This window comes from Isoptericola sp. NPDC057391 (assembly GCF_042668085.1).
Taxonomy (GTDB): domain Bacteria; phylum Actinomycetota; class Actinomycetes; order Actinomycetales; family Cellulomonadaceae; genus Isoptericola.
Genome location: NZ_JBHVBO010000072.1, coordinates 1 through 18188 on the forward strand (window position 1 = coordinate 1; position 18188 = coordinate 18188).

At 73.7% G+C, this 18188-nt stretch carries 15 protein-coding genes and 1 pseudogene; 10 read left to right on the top strand and 6 right to left on the bottom strand.

Annotated features, from left to right (window positions below; genetic code table 11):
• Positions 1-34 precede the first annotated feature (34 nt).
• Complete coding sequence (locus ACFUVW_RS11010) at positions 35-1954, bottom strand: DEAD/DEAH box helicase (protein ID WP_430571368.1); 1920 nt, start codon at positions 1952-1954, stop codon at positions 35-37.
• A gap of 194 nt (positions 1955-2148) precedes the next feature.
• On the opposite strand from ACFUVW_RS11010, the gene ACFUVW_RS11015 reads away from it, so the two are divergent.
• From ACFUVW_RS11015 to ACFUVW_RS11050, 8 genes are all read left to right on the top strand, one after another.
• On the top strand, positions 2149-2757 hold the full coding sequence (locus tag ACFUVW_RS11015; RefSeq protein WP_430571369.1) for a CDP-alcohol phosphatidyltransferase family protein: 609 nt from the start codon (positions 2149-2151) through the stop codon (positions 2755-2757).
• Positions 2754-3701, top strand: coding sequence for a DUF881 domain-containing protein (locus tag ACFUVW_RS11020; protein ID WP_430571370.1), 948 nt, complete (start codon positions 2754-2756; stop codon positions 3699-3701). Before ACFUVW_RS11015 ends, ACFUVW_RS11020 begins: the two co-directional genes overlap by 4 nt.
• A complete protein-coding gene (locus ACFUVW_RS11025) occupies positions 3698-4030 on the top strand; it encodes a small basic family protein (RefSeq protein WP_079575212.1) in 333 nt (110 codons plus the stop codon). Before ACFUVW_RS11020 ends, ACFUVW_RS11025 begins: the two co-directional genes overlap by 4 nt.
• Positions 4031-4037: 7 nt before the next feature.
• On the top strand, positions 4038-5270 hold the full coding sequence (locus ACFUVW_RS11030; protein WP_430571371.1) for a DUF881 domain-containing protein: 1233 nt from the start codon (positions 4038-4040) through the stop codon (positions 5268-5270).
• 246 nt (positions 5271-5516) lie between these two features.
• A complete protein-coding gene (locus ACFUVW_RS11035; RefSeq protein WP_430556788.1) occupies positions 5517-5993 on the top strand; it encodes an FHA domain-containing protein in 477 nt (158 codons plus the stop codon).
• Positions 5990-6733: a MerR family transcriptional regulator gene (locus ACFUVW_RS11040; RefSeq protein ID WP_430571372.1), complete on the top strand. Its 744-nt coding sequence runs from the start codon at positions 5990-5992 to the stop codon at positions 6731-6733. The genes ACFUVW_RS11035 and ACFUVW_RS11040 overlap by 4 nt, the downstream gene beginning before the upstream one ends.
• A gap of 118 nt (positions 6734-6851) precedes the next feature.
• Positions 6852-7385: a bifunctional nuclease family protein gene (locus tag ACFUVW_RS11045; protein WP_430571380.1), complete on the top strand. Its 534-nt coding sequence runs from the start codon at positions 6852-6854 to the stop codon at positions 7383-7385.
• Between the two features lie 214 nt (positions 7386-7599).
• The gene (locus ACFUVW_RS11050; protein WP_430571373.1) at positions 7600-8187 is read left to right on the top strand and encodes a MerR family transcriptional regulator; all 588 of its coding nucleotides are present in this window, start codon (positions 7600-7602) and stop codon (positions 8185-8187) included.
• 3 nt (positions 8188-8190) lie between these two features.
• Here the strand turns inward: ACFUVW_RS11050 and ACFUVW_RS11055 are convergent, their stop codons facing one another.
• From ACFUVW_RS11055 to ACFUVW_RS11070, 4 genes are all read right to left on the bottom strand, one after another.
• On the bottom strand, positions 8191-9468 hold the full coding sequence (locus tag ACFUVW_RS11055; protein ID WP_430571374.1) for a phosphatidylserine/phosphatidylglycerophosphate/cardiolipin synthase family protein: 1278 nt from the start codon (positions 9466-9468) through the stop codon (positions 8191-8193).
• A gap of 5 nt (positions 9469-9473) precedes the next feature.
• Positions 9474-10646, bottom strand: coding sequence for a tyrosine-type recombinase/integrase (locus tag ACFUVW_RS11060; protein WP_430571375.1), 1173 nt, complete (start codon positions 10644-10646; stop codon positions 9474-9476).
• An 88-nt stretch (positions 10647-10734) separates the two neighbouring features.
• On the bottom strand, positions 10735-12432 hold the full coding sequence (locus tag ACFUVW_RS11065; RefSeq protein ID WP_430571376.1) for an FAD-dependent monooxygenase: 1698 nt from the start codon (positions 12430-12432) through the stop codon (positions 10735-10737).
• An 8-nt stretch (positions 12433-12440) separates the two neighbouring features.
• On the bottom strand, positions 12441-13793 hold the full coding sequence (locus ACFUVW_RS11070; protein WP_430571377.1) for an MFS transporter: 1353 nt from the start codon (positions 13791-13793) through the stop codon (positions 12441-12443).
• 90 nt (positions 13794-13883) lie between these two features.
• Between ACFUVW_RS11070 and ACFUVW_RS11075 the strand changes: the two are divergent.
• Positions 13884-14513: pseudogene (locus ACFUVW_RS11075) on the top strand (LysR substrate-binding domain-containing protein); the annotation flags it as partial.
• Positions 14514-14624: 111 nt separating this feature from the next.
• Here the strand turns inward: ACFUVW_RS11075 and ACFUVW_RS11080 are convergent.
• Positions 14625-15182, bottom strand: coding sequence for a methylated-DNA--[protein]-cysteine S-methyltransferase (locus ACFUVW_RS11080; RefSeq protein ID WP_430571378.1), 558 nt, complete (start codon positions 15180-15182; stop codon positions 14625-14627).
• Positions 15183-16331: 1149 nt separating this feature from the next.
• On the opposite strand from ACFUVW_RS11080, the gene ACFUVW_RS11085 reads away from it, so the two are divergent.
• Positions 16332-18149, top strand: a complete 1818-nt coding sequence (locus tag ACFUVW_RS11085) for a glycoside hydrolase family 3 protein (RefSeq protein WP_430571379.1) — start codon at positions 16332-16334, stop codon at positions 18147-18149.
• The last annotated feature ends 39 nt before the right edge of the window (positions 18150-18188 follow it).

Below are 18188 nucleotides of genomic sequence, written 5' to 3' on the forward strand. Positions count from 1 at the left end.
GCGTCGCGCTGTCTCGGGCTGGGCGCCCGCGTCGTCAGGCCGTGCGGGCCGGACGACGGTCGGTGCGGGGCCGCTCGGTGCGCGGGGCGCGTCGCTCGGGGGCACCCTTGTCGACCGCGATCCGGAGGGCCTTGCCCGCCACGTGGGCGCGGCCGATGCGGTTCATGTCGGCGTCGTCGAGCGGCCGCGTGATGTCGACCAGCGAGAAGTTGCCGAAGATGTCGATCTTGCCGATGTCGCTGCCCGACAGGCCGCCCTCGTGCGTGAGCGCCCCGACGATGCCGCGCGGCTGAGCGCCGTGCGTGTGGCCGACGGAGATCCGGTAGCGGGTGCCGGCGGCGGGGCGGCGGATGCCGCGGCCCCGGTCGTCCCGGTCGCGGTCGGAGCGCGGGTGGCGGCCGGTCCGGTCGCCGTCGCGCTCCGTCCGCTCGGCGCGGTGCGTCTCGCGGGTGCGCCCGCCCTTGGCCTCGGCCCGCTCGCGCTCGTGCTCCTCCTGGGCGGCGCGCTGCTGCGGGCCGTCGTCGCCGACCGCGAGCGCCAGCAGGGCGGCCGCGACCTGGAAGGCGTCGTCGTTCCCCCCGACGAGGGCCGGCGTGCCGTCGGTGTCGACGGCGGAGGGGGCCGTGGTGGCGGCCCGCTCCTGGAGCATCCGGGTGTACAGGTCGAGGCGCCCGGCCTCGATGCGCGTGCCGACGGCGTCGAGCAGGCGACGGGCCCGGTGCTCGGAGACGTCGCGCGGGGAGGGGATCTCGACCTCGGCGAGCGTGGTCCGGATGGTCCGCTCGATGTGCTTGAGCTTGCCGCGCTCGTGGGGTGTGACGAACGACAGGGCGCGCCCGGTGCGCCCGGCTCGACCGGTGCGGCCGATGCGGTGGACGTAGGCCTCGGGCTCGCGGGGGATGTCGAAGTTGACCACGAGGCCGATGCGGTCGACGTCGAGGCCGCGGGCGGCCACGTCGGTGGCGACGAGCACGTCGAGGGCGCCGGACTTGAGGCGCTCGACGATCTTCTCGCGCTCCTTCTGGGCGACGTCGCCGGAGATGGTGGCGGCAGAGGTGCCGCGCTCGACCAGGGCGGCGCCGACCTCCTCGGCGTCCTTGCGGGTGCGGGTGAAGACGATGGTGGCGTCGGCGTCGGAGGTGGCGAGCACCCGGACGAGGGAGCCGATCTTGTGCCGGAAGGGCACGACGGCATAGGTCTGCTCGACGGTCGACACGGTGGACGACTGGCGGGAGACGGCGATCGCGACGGGGTCGGTGAGGTGGGTCTCGGCGACGGCGCGGATGGCGGGCGGCATGGTCGCGGAGAACAGGGCGACCTGTCGCTGGGCGGGAGCCTGGCCGAAGATCGTCTCGACGTCCTCGGCGAAGCCCATGCGGAGCATCTCGTCGGCCTCGTCGAGGACGAGGAACTTGACGCCGTCGAGGGAGAGGGTGCCCCGCTCGAGGTGGTCCATGACGCGGCCGGGGGTGCCGACGACGACGTGCACGCCGTCGCGCAGGGCGCGCTGCTGGGGCTGGTAGGGCGAGCCGCCGTACACGGAGGTGACGCGCACCCCGGGCAGGTGGGTGGCGAAGGACTCGACGGCCTCGGCGACCTGGAGCGCGAGCTCGCGGGTCGGGGCGAGGACGAGGGCCTGCACGTGGCCGCCCGCGACGTCGGCGGCCGGGTCGAGGGCGGCGAGCAGCGGGATGCCGAAGGCGGCGGTCTTGCCGGTGCCGGTCTGGGCGACGCCGGTGATGTCGCGGCCGGCGAGGAGCTCGGGGATGGCGCGCGCCTGGATGGGCGACGGCGTGGTGAACCCGAGGTCGTCGACGGCGGCCTGCAGCGGCGCGGGCAGGCCGAGGTCGGCGAAGGTGGGGTCCTGCCCGGCGGGCTGTCCGGTGGGCAGGGTGGAGTCAGGGGTGCTCAAGGCGGTCACCGTTCTGTGGGTGGTGGGGGAGGAGTCCTGCATCGCCTGAGTCGGCGACGCGGTCGCTCGGTCCCGGACACACACCAGCCCCGCTCTCGGACGGGGCGCAACGAACACGCGGGAGGCACGACGAACTCCGAAGGTGGCCCCAGTCTACCGGGCGCGCCGGTGTGGGGTCGGGCGGGTGCCGGTGAGTTCGGCCACTGGGCGCAGGGCGCGTGCGTAGGATGTGGCCCGTGCAGGAGGGCCAGGAGATCAGCAGCCGGGTCTTCACGATCCCGAACCTGGTGAGCTTGCTGCGCCTGGCGCTGGTGCCGGTGTTCGCGGTGCTGATCGTGGTGGGCGAGGACGTGTGGGCCCTGGGCGTGCTGGCCTTCTCCGGCTTCACGGACTGGCTCGACGGGGTGCTCGCGCGCCGCCTGCACCAGGTGACCCGGCTGGGCCAGATGCTGGACCCGGCGGCGGACCGTCTCTTCATCTTCGTCACGCTGGCGGGCCTGGCGTGGCGGGACGTGGTCCCGCTGTGGTTGCTCGTCGTGATCGTGGCCCGCGACGTGCTGCTCCTGTGCCTGCTCCCGGTCCTCGCGCGGCACGGGTACGGCCCGCTGCCGGTGAGCTTCGTGGGCAAGGCGGGCACGTTCGCGCTCCTGTACGCGTTCCCGCTGCTCCTCCTGGCGACGATGCCCGGCGCGGTGGGCGCGGTGGCGCACGTCGTGGGCTGGGCGTTCACCTGGTGGGGCGTGGGCCTGTACTGGGTGGCGGGCGTGCAGTACCTCCGTCAGGCGCGGGCCCTGGTGGCCGCGAGCGCCGGGCCTGCCGTCGAGGGCACGGAGGGCGAGGCGTGACGGCCCCGGTGCGTGCGCCGGGCCGCCGCCGCCCGGACGAGTCGATGACCCTGCTGGTCGAGGTGATGGAGAAGCCTCTGGACCCGGGGTACGCGGAGGAGGCCGAGCGGCGCGCGGAGGCGGCGCGGGCGGGCCGTCCGACGCGGCGCGGCGGGCTGTCGGTCGTGCTCCTGCTGCTGCTCGCCGCGTTGCTGGGCCTGCTGACCGTGTCCGCGGCGCGGCAGCTGCGAGCGCCGCAGGCCGAGGTGGCGGCGGCGCGGGAGGTGCTGGAGAACCAGATCGTGGACCGGCGCGCCGAGGTGGAGGGGCTGCAGGCCCGGTCGGTGGCGCTGAGCGAGGAGATCGAGGCGCTGCAGCACACCGCGCTCGCCAGCGAGGACCCGGGTCTGTTGCAGACGCTGCAGCGCGACGGGGTGGTCAGCGGGTCGGCCGCGGTGAGCGGCCCGGGCCTGGTGGTCTCCCTGTCGGACGGCGACGCGGCGCAGTCGGAGTCCGACCCCGACGCGAGCGCCCGGGTGCGGGACGCGGACGTGCAGACGGTGGTGAACGCCCTGTGGGCGGCGGGCGCGGAGGCGGTCTCGGTGGACGACCAGCGGCTGACGTCGCTGTCGGCGATCCGGAACGCCGGCGACGCGATCCTGGTGGACCTCGTGCCGCTGCCGGGGCCCACCTACACGATCCGCGCGATCGGCGACCCCGACGACCTGCAGACCGCGTACGCTCGCTCCGGCGCCCCGGCGTACCTGCAGCTGCTGGGGTCGCGCTACGGGATCCAGTCGAGCGTGACCCCGCAGAGCGACCTGTCGCTGCCGGGCGTGGGGAACCAGACCCTGCGGTACGCGTCGCCGTCGGGTGCGGGGGAGTCGTCCTCGCAGCCGGGTGACGAGCCGCAGGAGACACCGCAGGGGACGTCGTCGTCCGACACCGAGGAGGAACGCTCATGATCGCCGCGATCGGGCTCGTGATCGGCGTCATCGCCGGTCTGGTGCTGCAGCCGACCGTGCCGGTTGCGTTGCAGCCCTATCTGCCGATCGCGGTGGTGGCCGCGCTGGACGCCCTCTTCGGTGGCCTGCGCGCCAAGCTCGACGGGTTGTTCGACGACAAGGTGTTCCTGGTGTCGTTCCTGTCGAACGTGGTCGTCGCGGCGTTCATCGTGTTCCTCGGCGACCAGCTGGGCGTGGGCGCGCAGCTGTCGACCGCGGTCGTGGTGGTGCTGGGCATCCGGATCTTCTCGAACGCGGCGGCGATCCGCCGCCACCTGTTCAAGGCGTGAGCGGCGGATGAGCGACCCGAAGGGCGAGCGGCCCGAGGCCCCCGAGGCCCCCGAGGCCCCCGAGGCCCCCGACGACGCTGCGGGCGCGGCGGTGGAGGGCGACGAGGACACGACAGTCACGGCGTCGTCGTCGGACGTCCAGGACGACGGCGCGGAGGCCCCCGTGAGCGCCGGACCGTCGGACGCCCCTGGCGCGGCGGACCCGCAGGGCACCGACGAATCCGCCGACGAGGCCGCCGACGAGGAGCCCGAGCCGTCTGGGGCCGCTTCCGACGACGGCCCCACCGACGGTGGCTCCCCGCAGGACGACGCCGACGACAGGATCGAGCCGCCGGAGGAGCCGCTCGCCGTCGAGCCGGCGCCCGGCGCGGAACCCGCGAGCGAGACCGAGCCTGCGAAGGGTGCGCCCGACGACGACCGGTCTGACGAGCGGGACGACCAGCCGGACGACCAGCCGGACGTGGACGCCCCTGCGCCGGGCGACTCCGCGCCCGCCGCCACCGTCGGTGCGTCCGCCGGGCCGAGCGGGTGGCGTCGGCTGGGGGCGGCGCTGCGGCCCCGGGCGAGCCGGTCGCAGGTGCTGGCGGGAGTGCTGTGCGCGGCGCTGGGGTTCGCGCTGGTCGTGCAGGTGCAGCAGTCGGCCTCCGATCAGCTGTCGTCGGCCCGGCAGGAGGACCTGGTGCGTCTGCTCGACGAGGTCACGGACCGGGCGCAGCAGCTCGGGGACGAGGTCTCGGGGCTGGAGGCCACGCGCGACGAGCTGGAGTCCGGCTCCGGGCAGGCGCGGTCGGCGCTCGAGCTGGCCGAGCAGCGCGCGGAGTCCGAGGGCATCCTGTCGGGGCGGTTGCCGGCGCAGGGCCCGGGGGTGCGGATCACGATCCAGGACCCGGGCGGGGCGCTGAAGGCGTCGCAGATGTTCAACGTGCTGGAGGAGCTGCGCAACGCGGGCGCGGAGGTGGTCGAGCTCAACGGGGTGCGCCTCGTCACGTCCACCTGGTTCGAGGACGAGGGGGACGCGATCGTGGTCGACGGGACCTCCCTCTCCTCCCCGTACGAGTGGACCGTCATCGGTGACCCGGAGACGATGGACCGCGCGCTGGAGATCCCCGGCGGCGCGCTCGCGACGGTGCGCACCGCGGGGGCCGAGGCGTCGACGGCCCGCGAGGACGAGGTGAAGATCACGGCGGTCACTCCGCCGCAGGAACCCGAGTACGCCCAGCCGGAGCGCGAGCAAGGCTGACGCGCCCGGCACGGTGCGTCCGGACTGGTCGGCCGCAGGGTCGGACGCAGGGTCGGACGAGTGGTCGCACGAGTGGTCGGACGTGCCCGCCGGTGGTGGGCGGGCTTCCCGCCCGTGCCCCGGTCGGGGTAGGTTTGTCGGACGACGGCGCACGTCGGACGCACAGTCGGCCATCCGGGGCACCGGTCTCCGGAGCCCGGTCGGCAGCGTCGCCCGACCCACCGGCCCGACCTCACAGGAGGACTGATGACGGACCCCCGCTCTCTTCCGCCGCACCAGGCGGCCGCGGACACCACCGCGCACCTGGGGCGTGTGGGCGCGCCCGCGGAGGAGCAGGCGTTCCGGATCCCGCTGACCGCGGAGGAGGCCGCGGCCGTCGCGGCGCTGCCGCGGCACTCGGCGCTCCTGGTGGTGCAGTACGGCTCCGGCGCCGTGGGGGAGCGTTTCCTCCTGGACTCCGACCGTGCCGTGGCGGGCCGCAGCGAGCAGGCGGACATCTTCCTCGACGACGTGACGGTGTCCCGCAAGCACGCGGAGTTCGCCCGGGAGGGCGACCGGTTCGTCGTGCGGGACATCGGCTCCCTCAACGGCACGTACGTCAACCGGGAGCGCATCGACGCGGCGCCGCTGACGACGGGCGACGAGGTGCAGATCGGCAAGTTCCGCATGTCGTTCCACGCCAGCCCGCAGGCGCCGCGGGATCCGCAGGCGCCCGCGTCGTGACGGCGGCGCAGGCCGCGCAGGGCGACGGGCCCGCCGGCGCGCCCGAACCCTGGCCGCGGGGGATCTCGCGCCAGGCGACGATGCGGATCTCCGACGTGCTCGCCCAGCTGGGCCCGGAGTTCCCGTCGGTCTCCCACTCCAAGCTGCGGTTCCTCGAGGACCAGGGCCTCATCGACCCGGTGCGCACGCCGTCGGGCTACCGCCAGTACAGCCCTGCCGACGTCGAGCGCCTGCGGTTCGTGCTCACGGAGCAGCGGGACTCCTACCTTCCGCTGAAGGTCATCAAGGAGCGTCTCGCCGAGATGGACGCGGGGGAGCCCGCGCCCGGCCCGGCCCCACGGCTCGCCGACGCCGGCGCCGCGCCCGAGGTGTCCCGCCGCCGGTGGACGGTGGAGACCGTCGCGGAGGCGACCGGCACGACGGCCCGCTTCGTGCAGGAGCTGGCGTCCGCGGGCGTGCTGCAGGTCCGGGCCGGCAGCCGGCTGGATGACGGCGCCCCCGACGTGGTGCGGATCGCCGCCCGGCTCGCGGAGCACGGCATCGAGCCGCGGCACCTGCGGTCGTTGCGGGCGTCGGCGGACCGGCACGTGGGCCTGGTGGACCAGCTCGTCGCGCCGTACCGCAGCCAGCAGACCCCGTCCGCCCGCGCCCAGGGTGCGGAGCTCGCGGCCGAGGTGGGTGAGCTGCTCGCCCGCCTGCACTCGACGTGGGTGCGGCAGGGGTCGAGCGACCTCGTCTGACGGGCCGCGCACGGCCCCGGCTCGACGCGTCTCGATCGGGCGGCCTCCCCGGGCGACGTGCGGCACCTTGCGGACGTACCGTGGATCGGTGGAACCCGACGACGCGAGCGACGCACCGATGGTCCCGGTGGAGGTCCTCGGCGTGCGGCAGCAGCAGCACGACCAGGAGATCGTCGTGCTGCTCCTGGACGCCGCCGCGAACCTCGCCGTCCCCATCGTCATCGGGGCGCGCGAGGCGTCGGCCATCGCGATGGCGCAGGCCGGGCTCGTGACCCCGCGCCCGATGACGCACGACCTCCTGCGCGACCTCCTCGGCGCGGTGGGCGTGGAGCTCGAGCAGGTCGAGATCGTGGCGCTCGACGGCGGGGTGTTCTTCGCGGAGCTCGTCCTGTCCAACGGCACCCGGCTGGACTCGCGCGCCTCGGACGCGATCGCGCTGGCCGTGCGGACCGGGAGCCCGGTGCTCTGCTCGGCCGAGGTGGTCGCCGTCGCCGGCGTCGAGGTGGTGGACGTCGAGCAGCAGCGCGAGGTGGAGAAGTTCCGCGACTTCCTCGACCACGTGACCGCCGCCGACTTCACCGCCCCCGGGGGTCCGCACGAACCGGGCACGCCCCCGAACGGCGGCGAGCGGCCGGACGACGCCCCTCCGTGACGCCGCCACGCCCGGGCGGACCCTCGACCTCCGGTTGACGGTCAGACTCGGCTACCGTAGGAGCCGAACCCTCAAGTCGTGATCGAAAGTTGAGGGGCGGGCGTGAGGCCCCCGGCGCGGGGCGGGCCGCGCGACACGCGGTCCCGCTCGGTGCCGACGTCGTTGACGACCCCCCAGGGGCGTCCTAGCGTGGAGTCGAACACCAGGAGGCACAGTGAACAGCAGCGGTGAGGCAAGCGTCCCCACGGGTGCTTCGGTGCCGCACGGCGCCCAGGGGCTCCTCTTCGGCGAGGACCTCACGGAGCAGGACGCCGCCACCGGGTACCGCGGCACCACGGCGTGCCGGGTCGCGGGGATCACCTACCGCCAGCTCGACTACTGGGCCCGCACCGGCCTCGTGGAGCCGTCCATCCGCCCGGCGACGGGCTCCGGCACGCACCGCCTGTACAGCTTCCGCGACATCCTCGTGCTCAAGGTGGTCAAGCGGCTCCTCGACACCGGGGTCTCGCTGCACCAGATCCGCAGCGCCGTCACCCACCTGCGCGAGCGCGGCGTCGAGGACCTGGCGCAGATCACGCTCATGAGCGACGGCGCGTCCGTCTACGAGTGCACGTCGCCGGACGAGGTCGTGGACCTCGTCCAGGGCGGCCAGGGCGTGTTCGGCATCGCCGTCGGCCGGGTGTGGCGCGACATCGAGGGCACCCTGTCGGAGATGCCGACCGAGTCCCTCGAGGACGAGGAGCCCGCCACGCACGAGGGCGACGAGCTCGCCGCCCGGCGTCGCGCCCGCTCCGCCGGCTGACTCTCAGAGGAAGGGTCGCAGCGGCGACATCAGCCGCTCGGCGACCTTCGACAACGGGTGCCGGCGCTGCCACTCAGCCAGCGTCAGCTCACGCGAGTTCGACTGGTCCATGCGGAACGCGTCCTCGAGCTGACCCGCGAGCCCGGCGTCCACGACCTCGAGGTTGATCTCGTAGTTGCCCGTGAGGCTCAGCCTGTCGATGTTCGCGGTGCCGACGGTGGTCCAGCGCCCGTCGATGGTCGCGGTCTTCGCGTGGATCATCGCCCCCTGGTACAGGAGGATCCGCACGCCGCCGCGCAGCAGCGTCGCGTAGTGGCCCCGCGCGAGCCAGTCGGCCACGACGTGGTTGGACCGCTCCGGCACCAGGACGCGCACGTCGACGCCGCGCGCCGCGGCCGCGAGGAGCCCCGCCTGGATGTCCTCGTCGGGGATGAAGTACGCCTGCGTGATGTACACGTGCGAGCAGGCGCGGTCGATCGCGTCGAGGTAGATGCCCCGGATGGGGAAGACCAGCTCCGAGGGCGCGTTGCGCGCCGCGCGCAGCTCGGGCAGCCACAGCGACGAGCCGACGTCCTGCAGGACCGGCAGCCGCGGGCCGCGCCACCGGTTCCAGAAGTCGACGAACGCGTTCCGCAGCTCCCACGCCGACGGGCCCGTGAGCCGCAGGTGCGTGTCCCGCCACTGTGTCGCGTAGAGCGAACCGATGTTGTACCCGCCGACGAACGCCGTCTCGTCGTCGACGACGAGGATCTTGCGGTGGTCGCGGCCCGAGCGTCGCACGTCGAGCATCAGCAGCCCCGGCCGCATCGCGGGGAAGCGGAGCACGTGCACGCCGGGCAGGTCGTAGAACCTCCGGGAGATCACGAGGTTCGCGAAGCCGTCGTAGACGACGTAGACCGCCACGCCGCGGGCCGCGGCCTCCACGAGGGCCTCCTTGAACTGGCGGCCGACCTCGTCGTCCTTCCAGATGTACGTCTCGAGGAAGATCTCCCGCTGCGCGCCGCGGATCGCCTCGAGCATCGCCTCGTACAGGTCCGCGCCGTACGTGTAGAGCGTCGCGGTGGTGTCCTCCACCTCGGTCGACGACGGCGGGGCCGTGGGGAACGGCTTGTCGAGCGGGTACTGGTGACGGCGGAAGCGCTCGAGCCCCATCACCGTGGCGGCGGCCGCCACCGGGACCGCCGCGGCGAGCACCGCGCCGCGGGCCGCGTACCGGCGCAGGGCGGGCCAGTCGATCTGGACACGGACAGGCTTGCGAAGACGGGGGAAGCGAGGCGGCACGAGGCTCACCGTAGCCACGGGGCGTCGGCGCCGCGCGCCGAACTGTCGGGTACGTCGGTGATGTCACCCACCGCCGCCTCGGTCTCGGGCGCCTCCGCCGCGGTCGTCGTGGGCGCGGCGAGGCCCATGGAGAGCGGGTGCGACCGGATCGCCGCGGCGAGCTCGCCCTCGATCCGGTCGAGGTACACACCGGTGGTGGCGATCGACCGGTGCCCGAGCAGCTCCGCGACGACCTTGACGTCCCAGCCCTCGGCGACCAGGAGCGTGGCGGTGGTGTGCCGCAGCGCGTGCGGCGTCGCCGGCCGGCGGTAGGGGGCGGGCATCCGCTCGACCGCCCGTGCCAGCAGGGCGCGCACCGCCTGCGTGTCCACGCGGCGGCCGCGCCAGGTGAGCAGCAGGGCGCGCTGCGCGTCGGGGTCGTCCGGCCGCCGGGCCGCGAGCCGGGGCCGCAGCTCGTGCAGGTACTCCTCGAGCGCCGTGGCCAGGGGCGCGGAGAGCGCGACCGTCCGGATCGACCCGCCCTTGCCGACGATGCGCCACCGCGTCTCCTCGGGTTCGCGCGTGAAGTCCGCGACGTCGGCGCGGGCCAGCTCCGACACCCGCGGCCCGAGCACGAGGAGGAGCGCCACCACCAGGCGGTCGCGGAGCGCCAGCGCCTGGTCCGACCGCGCGGCACGCCCCCCGGCGCCCGACGAGGGTGCGGGCCGGTCGGGCGCCGCGGACGCCTGCAGCAGGGCGCCCGCCGCCGACGCCGACAGAGCCGTGCGCTCCACCCGCAGGCGATCCCGGGAGCGGGCGGGCGGCGCCGCCCACTGCATCGGGTCCGCCTGGACCCAGCACTGCCGGGCCGCGTGCGTGAAGAAGCGGCTCACCGACTGACGGAACCGGTTGACCGTGGCGACCGACCGGCCGGGGGCGCCCTTGCGCCCCGGGTCGCTGTACCGGCCGTCGGGGCTGGCCTGGTAGCGCACGAGCGCGTCGTCGACGTCCTCGCCGGTCACGTCGTCGAGCACGCGGCCGCCGCCGACCAGCGCGGCGAACTCCCGCACGTCCCGCTCGTAGCTGCGCGCCGTCGCGGGGGACAGGACCCCCCGCACGCTCTCCACCTGCACCGACGCGAGGTAGCGGTCGGCGGCCGCAGCCACCGTGAGGCGGTTCAGACGGGGAGGGGCGACCACGGGACCAGGCTAGGCGGGCGCACCGACACGGCCGTCCCGTGACTTCTGCCGGACGACCAAGGCGGCGGTCCGGCAGAAGGCAGGAGGGTCAGGCGGCGATCCCGGTAGCTCCGCGTGCCCTTGCGGAACCGAGGGCGGCCGCGAGCGCCGTGGGATCGTCCGGCAGGTCGTCGCCCCGCCACGCGACGTGCTGGTCCTGCCGCGCGATGAGGTACCGCGTGACGTAGGGGTCCGGTACGACGTGGTCGGGCACCACGAGCACCTCGACCGGGAGCCCGGCGGCGCGGGCGGTCGCCGCCCACGCGTCCAGGTCGGTGTCCTGCGCGGCGGCCCTGCCCGAGACGACGAGGGTGTACCAGGGGCCGAGCCGGTCGTAGAGGGAGACGCCGTCGGCCAACCACGTGTGCGGGAGGCGACAGCCGGGCACCGTGGACGGGGTGTACGTCCCCATCGTGTAGTCAGGCGCGTCGCCATCGGGCACGATGATCGGCGAGCTTCCGTACGAGTACCCGAAGTTCAGCCCGGCGGCAGCGAACTGCTGCACGTTGAGGTCGTACGCGAGCTCACCGAGCCGCCGACGTGCGGTTGCCCCGGCCTGCGTGTCCGCCTCGAGGTCCGTCGGCAGGTCGGTGGCGTCGATCTTGCGCAGGTGGCCCATCGCCAGACGCGACACCTGGTCGGTGATCGGTTGTCGCTCCGCCGCGTAGGCGTCGAGGACCGACTCGTCGGCCCACCCGCTCAGGACCGCGCCGAGGAGCCAGGCCAGGTTGAGCCCGTCGGCGATCCCGGCGTTCATGCCGTACCCGCCGTAGGGCACCCACAGGTGGGCGGCGTCTCCGGCGAGGAACACCCGACGGTCGCGGAAGGTGTCGGCGACGAGCCGGCGGGCGACCCAGTCCTCCTTCGACAGCACCTCGTAGGCGACGGCGTCGCCCACTCCGAGGATGTCGCGTACGGCGCGGTCGCGGTCGACCGAGTCGTGCGCGGCTTCCTCGGGGGTCAGGTAGCTGTGCACGAGGAAGACGTCCCGCCCGTCGATCGCGTAGATGTGGCCCTGGCGCCGAGGGTTGAAGACGTACACCCCCCACGCAGGGTCCGCGTCGACCCGGTCCGCCAGTCCGGGCACCCGGACGCACGTGGACTGCACGTGCTGGAGCACGGGGTCACCGTGCAGGCGGGCACCGATGGACCTCCGCACGAGCGAGCGGCCGCCGTCGGCGCCGACGAGGTAGCGTGCGCGGACGCTGACCTCCGCGCCGTCACGCGTGCCCCGGAGCGTGGCCGTGACGCCCCGGTCGTCCTGGGAGACCGTCGTGCACCGGGTGTCGTTGCGCAGGTCCACGTGGGGGAGCGTCGCCACATGCTGTTCGAGGACGGGCTCCAGGTAGCGCTGGTTGACCCGGTGCGGAGGCTCCGGCGTCGCCCACGTCGTGTCGGGTCCGACCCCGTCGCCCCGTCGCCGGGCGGCCGCCGACGGGATCGGGATCCGACCGAACTCGACCCCGGTCGCGCTGGTGCGGAAGGCCACGTCCTGGGGGTGCTCGGCCGGGAGGCCCACGGAGCGGACGGCGTCGGCGAGCCCGAGTCGGCGGAACGCCTCCATCGTGCGCGCCGAGACATGGTTGCACTTCACGTTCGGTGGCTCGAGGAACGGGCGGTCCTCGACCACGATGGTGGAGACGCCGCGGGAGTCGAGGTCGGCAGCCACCAGCAGTCCGACGGGACCACCGCCGACGACGAGGACGTCGGCGTCGCAGGACTCCGGCAGGTCGGGGGAGCGGGTCATTCTCGTCCTCACTTTCCGGCGACCGGGTCGATCGGCGTGGCGATGGTCGACAGGTCGCGCTTGCTTCCTTCAGGAGCGAGCAGCAGGGCGGCCGCGCAGACCGCGAGCACCGCGATCCAGACGCCCGCCAGCAGGGGGAGCCCACCGGCGGATGAGGCGAGGGCCCCCGCGATGATCGGGGTGAAGCCGGCACCGATCGCGGACGCGCCCTGGAAGGCCAGGGACGACCCCGTGAAGCGCACCGACGTCGGGAACAGCTCGGCGAGGAACGCCGCCAGCGGTCCGAGGATGATGCCCTGGATCGCCTGCCCGCCCACCACGGCGATCGCGAAGCTGACGTTGTCGCCCGTCGCGACGAGCATCACGAGCGGGTAGGCGAACAACGCGGCGGCGACGATGCCGACCGCGATCACCGGGCGGCGTCCGAATCGGTCGCTCAGGCGCGCCGACAGGATCGTGCAGGCGAAGAGCGCGACCGCGGACAGCACCTTGGCGTTGAGCGCGAAGGTCTGGTCGGCGCCGTGCGCGGTGGCGTAGCTCAGCCCCCACACGCTGGCCATGCCCGAGATCGTCAGCTGTGACATCGCGACGAGCAGGCCCAGCACCAGCACCCACGGAGACCCCGTCAGGACCTGCACCAGTGGTACCCGGCGGTCCTCCGCCTCCTGGTCGAAGCTGAGGAACAACGGGCTCTCGACGACCCGGAGGCGGACGAACAGGCCGATGAGCACGAGGACGACGCTCAGCAGGAAGGGCACGCGCCAGCCCCACGCGAGGAACTGGTCCTCGGGCAGGAGCGTGAACAGTCCGAGAACTCCCGCCGAGAGGATCGAGCCGGCGGGCGCGCCGAGGTTCGCGAACGAGGCCGCGAAGCCTCGCTTGCCGCCGGGGGCATGCTCGAGGGCGATGAGCATCGCCCCACCCCATTCGCCGCCTACCGCGAACCCCTGCACGAGGCGCAGAGCCACGAGCAGGAACGGCGCGGCCGCGCCGATCTGCGCGTAGCCGGGAAGCACGCCGATGAGGGCGGTCGCGACGCCCATCATCAGCATCGTCGTGACCAGGACGCCCTTGCGCCCCAGCCGGTCGCCGAAGTGACCGAACACGATCCCCCCGAGCGGCCGCGCGACGTATCCCGCCGCGAGCGTCCCGAACGACGCGATCGTCGCCAGCGCCGGGTCCAGGCCGGCGAAGAACACCGTGCCGAAGACGATCGCCGAGGCGCTCGCGTACAGCATGAAGTCGTAGAACTCGATCGCGCTCCCGAGGAAGCTCGACGCGAGGATGCGTCGCATCTGCGGGGTCCGGAGCGACTCGCTCGGGCCGGTCCCGGTGGGCTGTCGAGAGGTGGTGGCGCTCATTCTTGAACTCCCTGGACGGACTCTCGGAGCGCGGGCGTCGCGATCCGTGCCCGCGGGCGGGGCGTCCAGGTCACCTCAGCCGGCCGGCAGGTGTACGAGCACGCGCGAGAGATCGCCGAGAGCCTGCAGGAGATCGGACGGGTCGCGGCCGCCACTCGAGGCGGCCTCGCCGGGTCGCTCCGCCTCGGCCTGTTCACCACGCTCTCCCCGTGGCTCTTCCCGCCAATCGCCGAGCACTTCGACCGGTCGTTCCCCGACGTCGACCTCCAGCTCGTCGAAGGTGGCTCGGCAGAGCTGCAGCACCAGCTCGCGGAGGGACGGCTGGACGCCGCCCTGCTCTACGAGAACCACGTGAGCACGCCGCTGGAGACCCACCGTCTCGCCGCCGTCCGCCTGCAGCTGGCGCTCGCGGCCACGCACCCGCTCGCGACGTACGACGCAGTCCCGCTCGCTGCGCTCCGTGACGAGGAGGCGGTGCTCCTCGCAATGCGGCCGGCGAGCGACCATGTCGAGGAGATCCTCCGGGTCGCCGGCATGACGCCGCGGGTGCGTTGGCGCAGCACCAACGTCGAGACGATCCGCTCGCTGGTCGCGCGAGGCCTCGGCTATACGATCATCATGGGCCGGCCGTACGGCGATCTGACGTACGAGGGGATGCCCGTGGTCTACCGGCCGATCGCGGACGACCTGCCGGCCAACGCCCTGGTGCTTGCGGTGGCCAAGGGGCACCGGCCCACCGCCAGGCTGCGCGAGCTGGCCTCGTTCTGCGACGAGGCGTTCGGGGACGACCTGGACCCCGGCGTCGTCCCCGCCGGCCGCATGGAGGTGGGCTCAGACGTCGAAGAGCGTGGGGTGCTCCAGGTGGACGCCCTCGGCCTCCAGCATGCGCAGCTTGGTGTGCCGCCCACCGCGCGCGGAGAAGCCGCCGACCTGGCGCCCGGCGGCGAGCACCCGGTGGCACGGCACGATCGGCGGGAACTGGTTGCGCCCGAGGGCCTGCCCCACCGCCTGCGCCGCGCCGGGGGCGCCGAGCCGCGCGGCCACCTCGCCGTAGGTGAGGGTGTCACCGGCCGAGATGGTGCGCACGACCTCGTACACGCGGCGGTCGAACTCCGGGACGACGGCCAGGTCGAGGTCGATGCCGGACAGGTCGCCGGCACCGGTCTCCAGCAGGACGGCCACGCCCGCCGCGGCGGCCGCGACCGAGCCGTCCGGGACGGCCTCGCGGGCGCCCGGGTACCAGGCCGTGACAGCGTCGCGCGTGTCTCGTGCCGAGCCCTGGGGGAGGGCGGAGCCCACGACGACGCCCGGCGCGCGCCACACGAGGGCGCAGTGCCCGATCGCAGTGGGGAAGACGCAGAACGCGAGCCCGCCGGGGGGAGTGGCCATGTCGCTCACGGTAGCCACGCCGTCCGACAGCGCGGGACGGGCGACGGCAACGCGTCCGGAGTGCGTCGGGGGTTCGAGCGACGCACGGCCCAGCGCTGCGCGAGACCACTGTGTTGTGTCATACACAATGGTTTGAGGTCTATGTCCGAATCATCCTACCGCGGGCCGTCGCGGATGGCGAGAGGTCGTCCCGTCGTTCCCGCACGAACAAGAACCGTTTTGCAGTCGCGACGGGGCGCGCTCCGTCGTCAGTCCGCGCGTGGGGTCGCCTGGGGGATCGGGGGCGAATCCCGGACGCAGGAGGTCCGGTGCGACACAGGGGCTGCCGCGGTGCTAACCGGACGCACGCGTCGCGGCCGTCGGGCGATCCAGACGAACGATTCCGGCGAACGATCCGGAAATGTCTCAGGGTCGGCGCCGACAGCGTGCACACGGAACCTGGCGCCGCACGTGCCGGTGAGCCGTCGCGCCGCGTCGGGCGCTGACGCCAGGGCGCGCCGCGTGACGTCGTCAGCCGCGCGGTGGTGACCGTTGGAGCGCGGAGGTCCGTACGCAGGCGGCGGGGAGCACCACGACGCAGCTCGCAGCAGTCGCGAGGGAGGGGGCTCCAGGCCCTTTCCCTCTCGCGAAATGACATAATGTGCATTATCGGTGTTGCGCATCAGGTCTGCGAGGGCACGGATCGAGGCGCTCAGACGCCTCGTCAGACCTTGCCCCGTGAGCACCGGGCAGCTTGTGCGGCGCACCGTGCGCGTCCGGCGTCGACGGCCGACGGGATCCGCCGCGCGTACGTCCGTGGTCTGGTGTCGACCGGCTCGGCACCTCGAACCCGTACGTCGCCGCTTGACATCGCGGATGGTCATGCCGCCTGCACGACGTGATCCAGGTGCGACGCCGCCTTCGCGGCGCTGCCACACCTCCATGCTTCCACCATGCGAAAACCGGAGGGCGGTGTCGCGGAGCGGGCACCGCTCCCCCATGGTGCGCCGGTCTTCTCGGCCTCGCATGAAACTTCCTTCACCAGTTCGAGGTGCCCGCGGCAACTCTTGACGCGACCCCGGCGCGGTCCTAGCGTCCAGCACAGGCGCACCTGGACAACGACGTCCAACGGTCCCGCACCGTCGCGCCGTCCGAACCGAGGAGGACCTCGTGAAGGATTCAGGAAAGACGCGCCTCGTGCGCGCGACGGCGGCGGTGGCGGGCGCGGGCCTGCTGCTGGCCGGCGTGGCACCCGCCCAGGCGGAGACCGCCGACCCGACGGCCGTCGACGTCGGCGCGATGGTCGAGGCGATGACGCTCGACCAGAAGATCGGTCAGATGACGTGGACCCACGTCTACGGCTCGTCCGCCCACGACACCTCGATGGCGGCGAGCAACCAGGCCCGCTACGGCGTGGACACCCCCGCGCAGGTCGTGCAGAAGTACGACCTCGGCGGCGTGCTGTACTTCGCCTGGTCGGGCAACACCGCCGACCCGCAGCAGGTCAACGGCCTGTCGAACGGGCTGCAGGACGCCGCACTCGCCGACGACGGCCCCGGCATCCCGCTGGCCGTCACGATCGACCAGGAGGGCGGCCTCGTGGCCCGCGTCGGGCCGCCCGCCACGCAGCTGCCCGGCAACATGGCCCTCGGCGCCACGGGCGACGCGCGGTTCGCCCGGGCGCAGGGTGACATCCTGGGGTCCGAGCTCAGGGCGATGGGCGTCAACGTCGACTTCGCCCCGGTGCTCGACGTCAACACCAACCCCGCCAACCCGGTGATCGGGATCCGCTCGATGGGCGCCGACCCGGACGCCGTCAGCGAGCTCGGCGTCGCACAGATCGAGGGGATCCAGCAGCACATCGCCGCCACCGCCAAGCACTTCCCGGGCCACGGCGACACCGAGACGGACTCCCACTACGGCCTGCCGGAGGTGACGTACGACCGCGCCACCCTGGACCGGCACCTGCAGCCGTTCCAGGCCGCGATCGACGCGGGCGTCGACATGATCATGACGGCGCACATCGTCGTCGACGCGATCGACCCCGACCTGCCCGGCACCCTCTCCCCCAAGGTCCTCACCGGCCTGCTGCGGGAGGAGATGGGCTTCGACGGCATCATCACGACCGACGCGCTGGACATGGACGCCATGACCGACCACTGGTCGCAGGAGGAGATGTCGGTGCTGGCGATCCAGGCGGGTTCAGACATCCTGCTCAACTCCCCCGACGTCGACGCCTCGATCGCCGGGGTGAAGCAGGCCGTGGCCGACGGGACGATCACCGAGGCGCGGCTCGACGAGTCCGTCACCCGCATCCTCGAGTGGAAGGCGGAGCGCGGCATCCTCGCGGACCCGTACGCCGATCCCGTGCGGGTCGCCGACGTCGTGGGCTCGCCCGAGCACCTCGCGACGGCGGCGACCATCGCGGACCGGTCGATGACTCTGCTGCGCAACGAGGACCGTCCGCTGCCGCTGCGGCCGGGCGAGGACTCCGTGCTCGTGGTCGGTGCCGGCGCCGCGTGGCCCGAGCGGCTCGCCCCGATGCTCGCCGAGCGCGGGTTCGACGTCACCACGGAGCTGGAGAACGGCACGTCGCCGTCGCCGGCCTACCGCGCCCGGGCGGTCGCGGCCGCCGCGAGCGCCGACGCGGTGGTGTTCACGTCGTACAACGCGAGCGGCAACGCGGCGCAGCAGGCGATGGTGCAGGCGTTGGCCGACACGGGCAAGCCGCTGGTCGTGGTGGCGGCGCGCAACCCGTACGACATCAACGTGCTGCCGGGCGCGGACGCGGTGCTGAACAGCTACGGGTACTCCGTCGTCAACTATGCGGCGGTGGTGCGTGCGATCGCGGGTGACATCAACACGCTGGGCAGGCTCCCGGTGGCGGTGCCGACGGCGGACGGCGGCGAGGTGCTGCTGCCTCTCGGGTTCGGGCACCGGTACCCGGGGTGGCCGCACGTGCCCGGGTCGGGCAAGCCGGGGCGCTGAGGCGAGCCACGTCCGCCGACCGCTGCCGGCAGGCCGGTC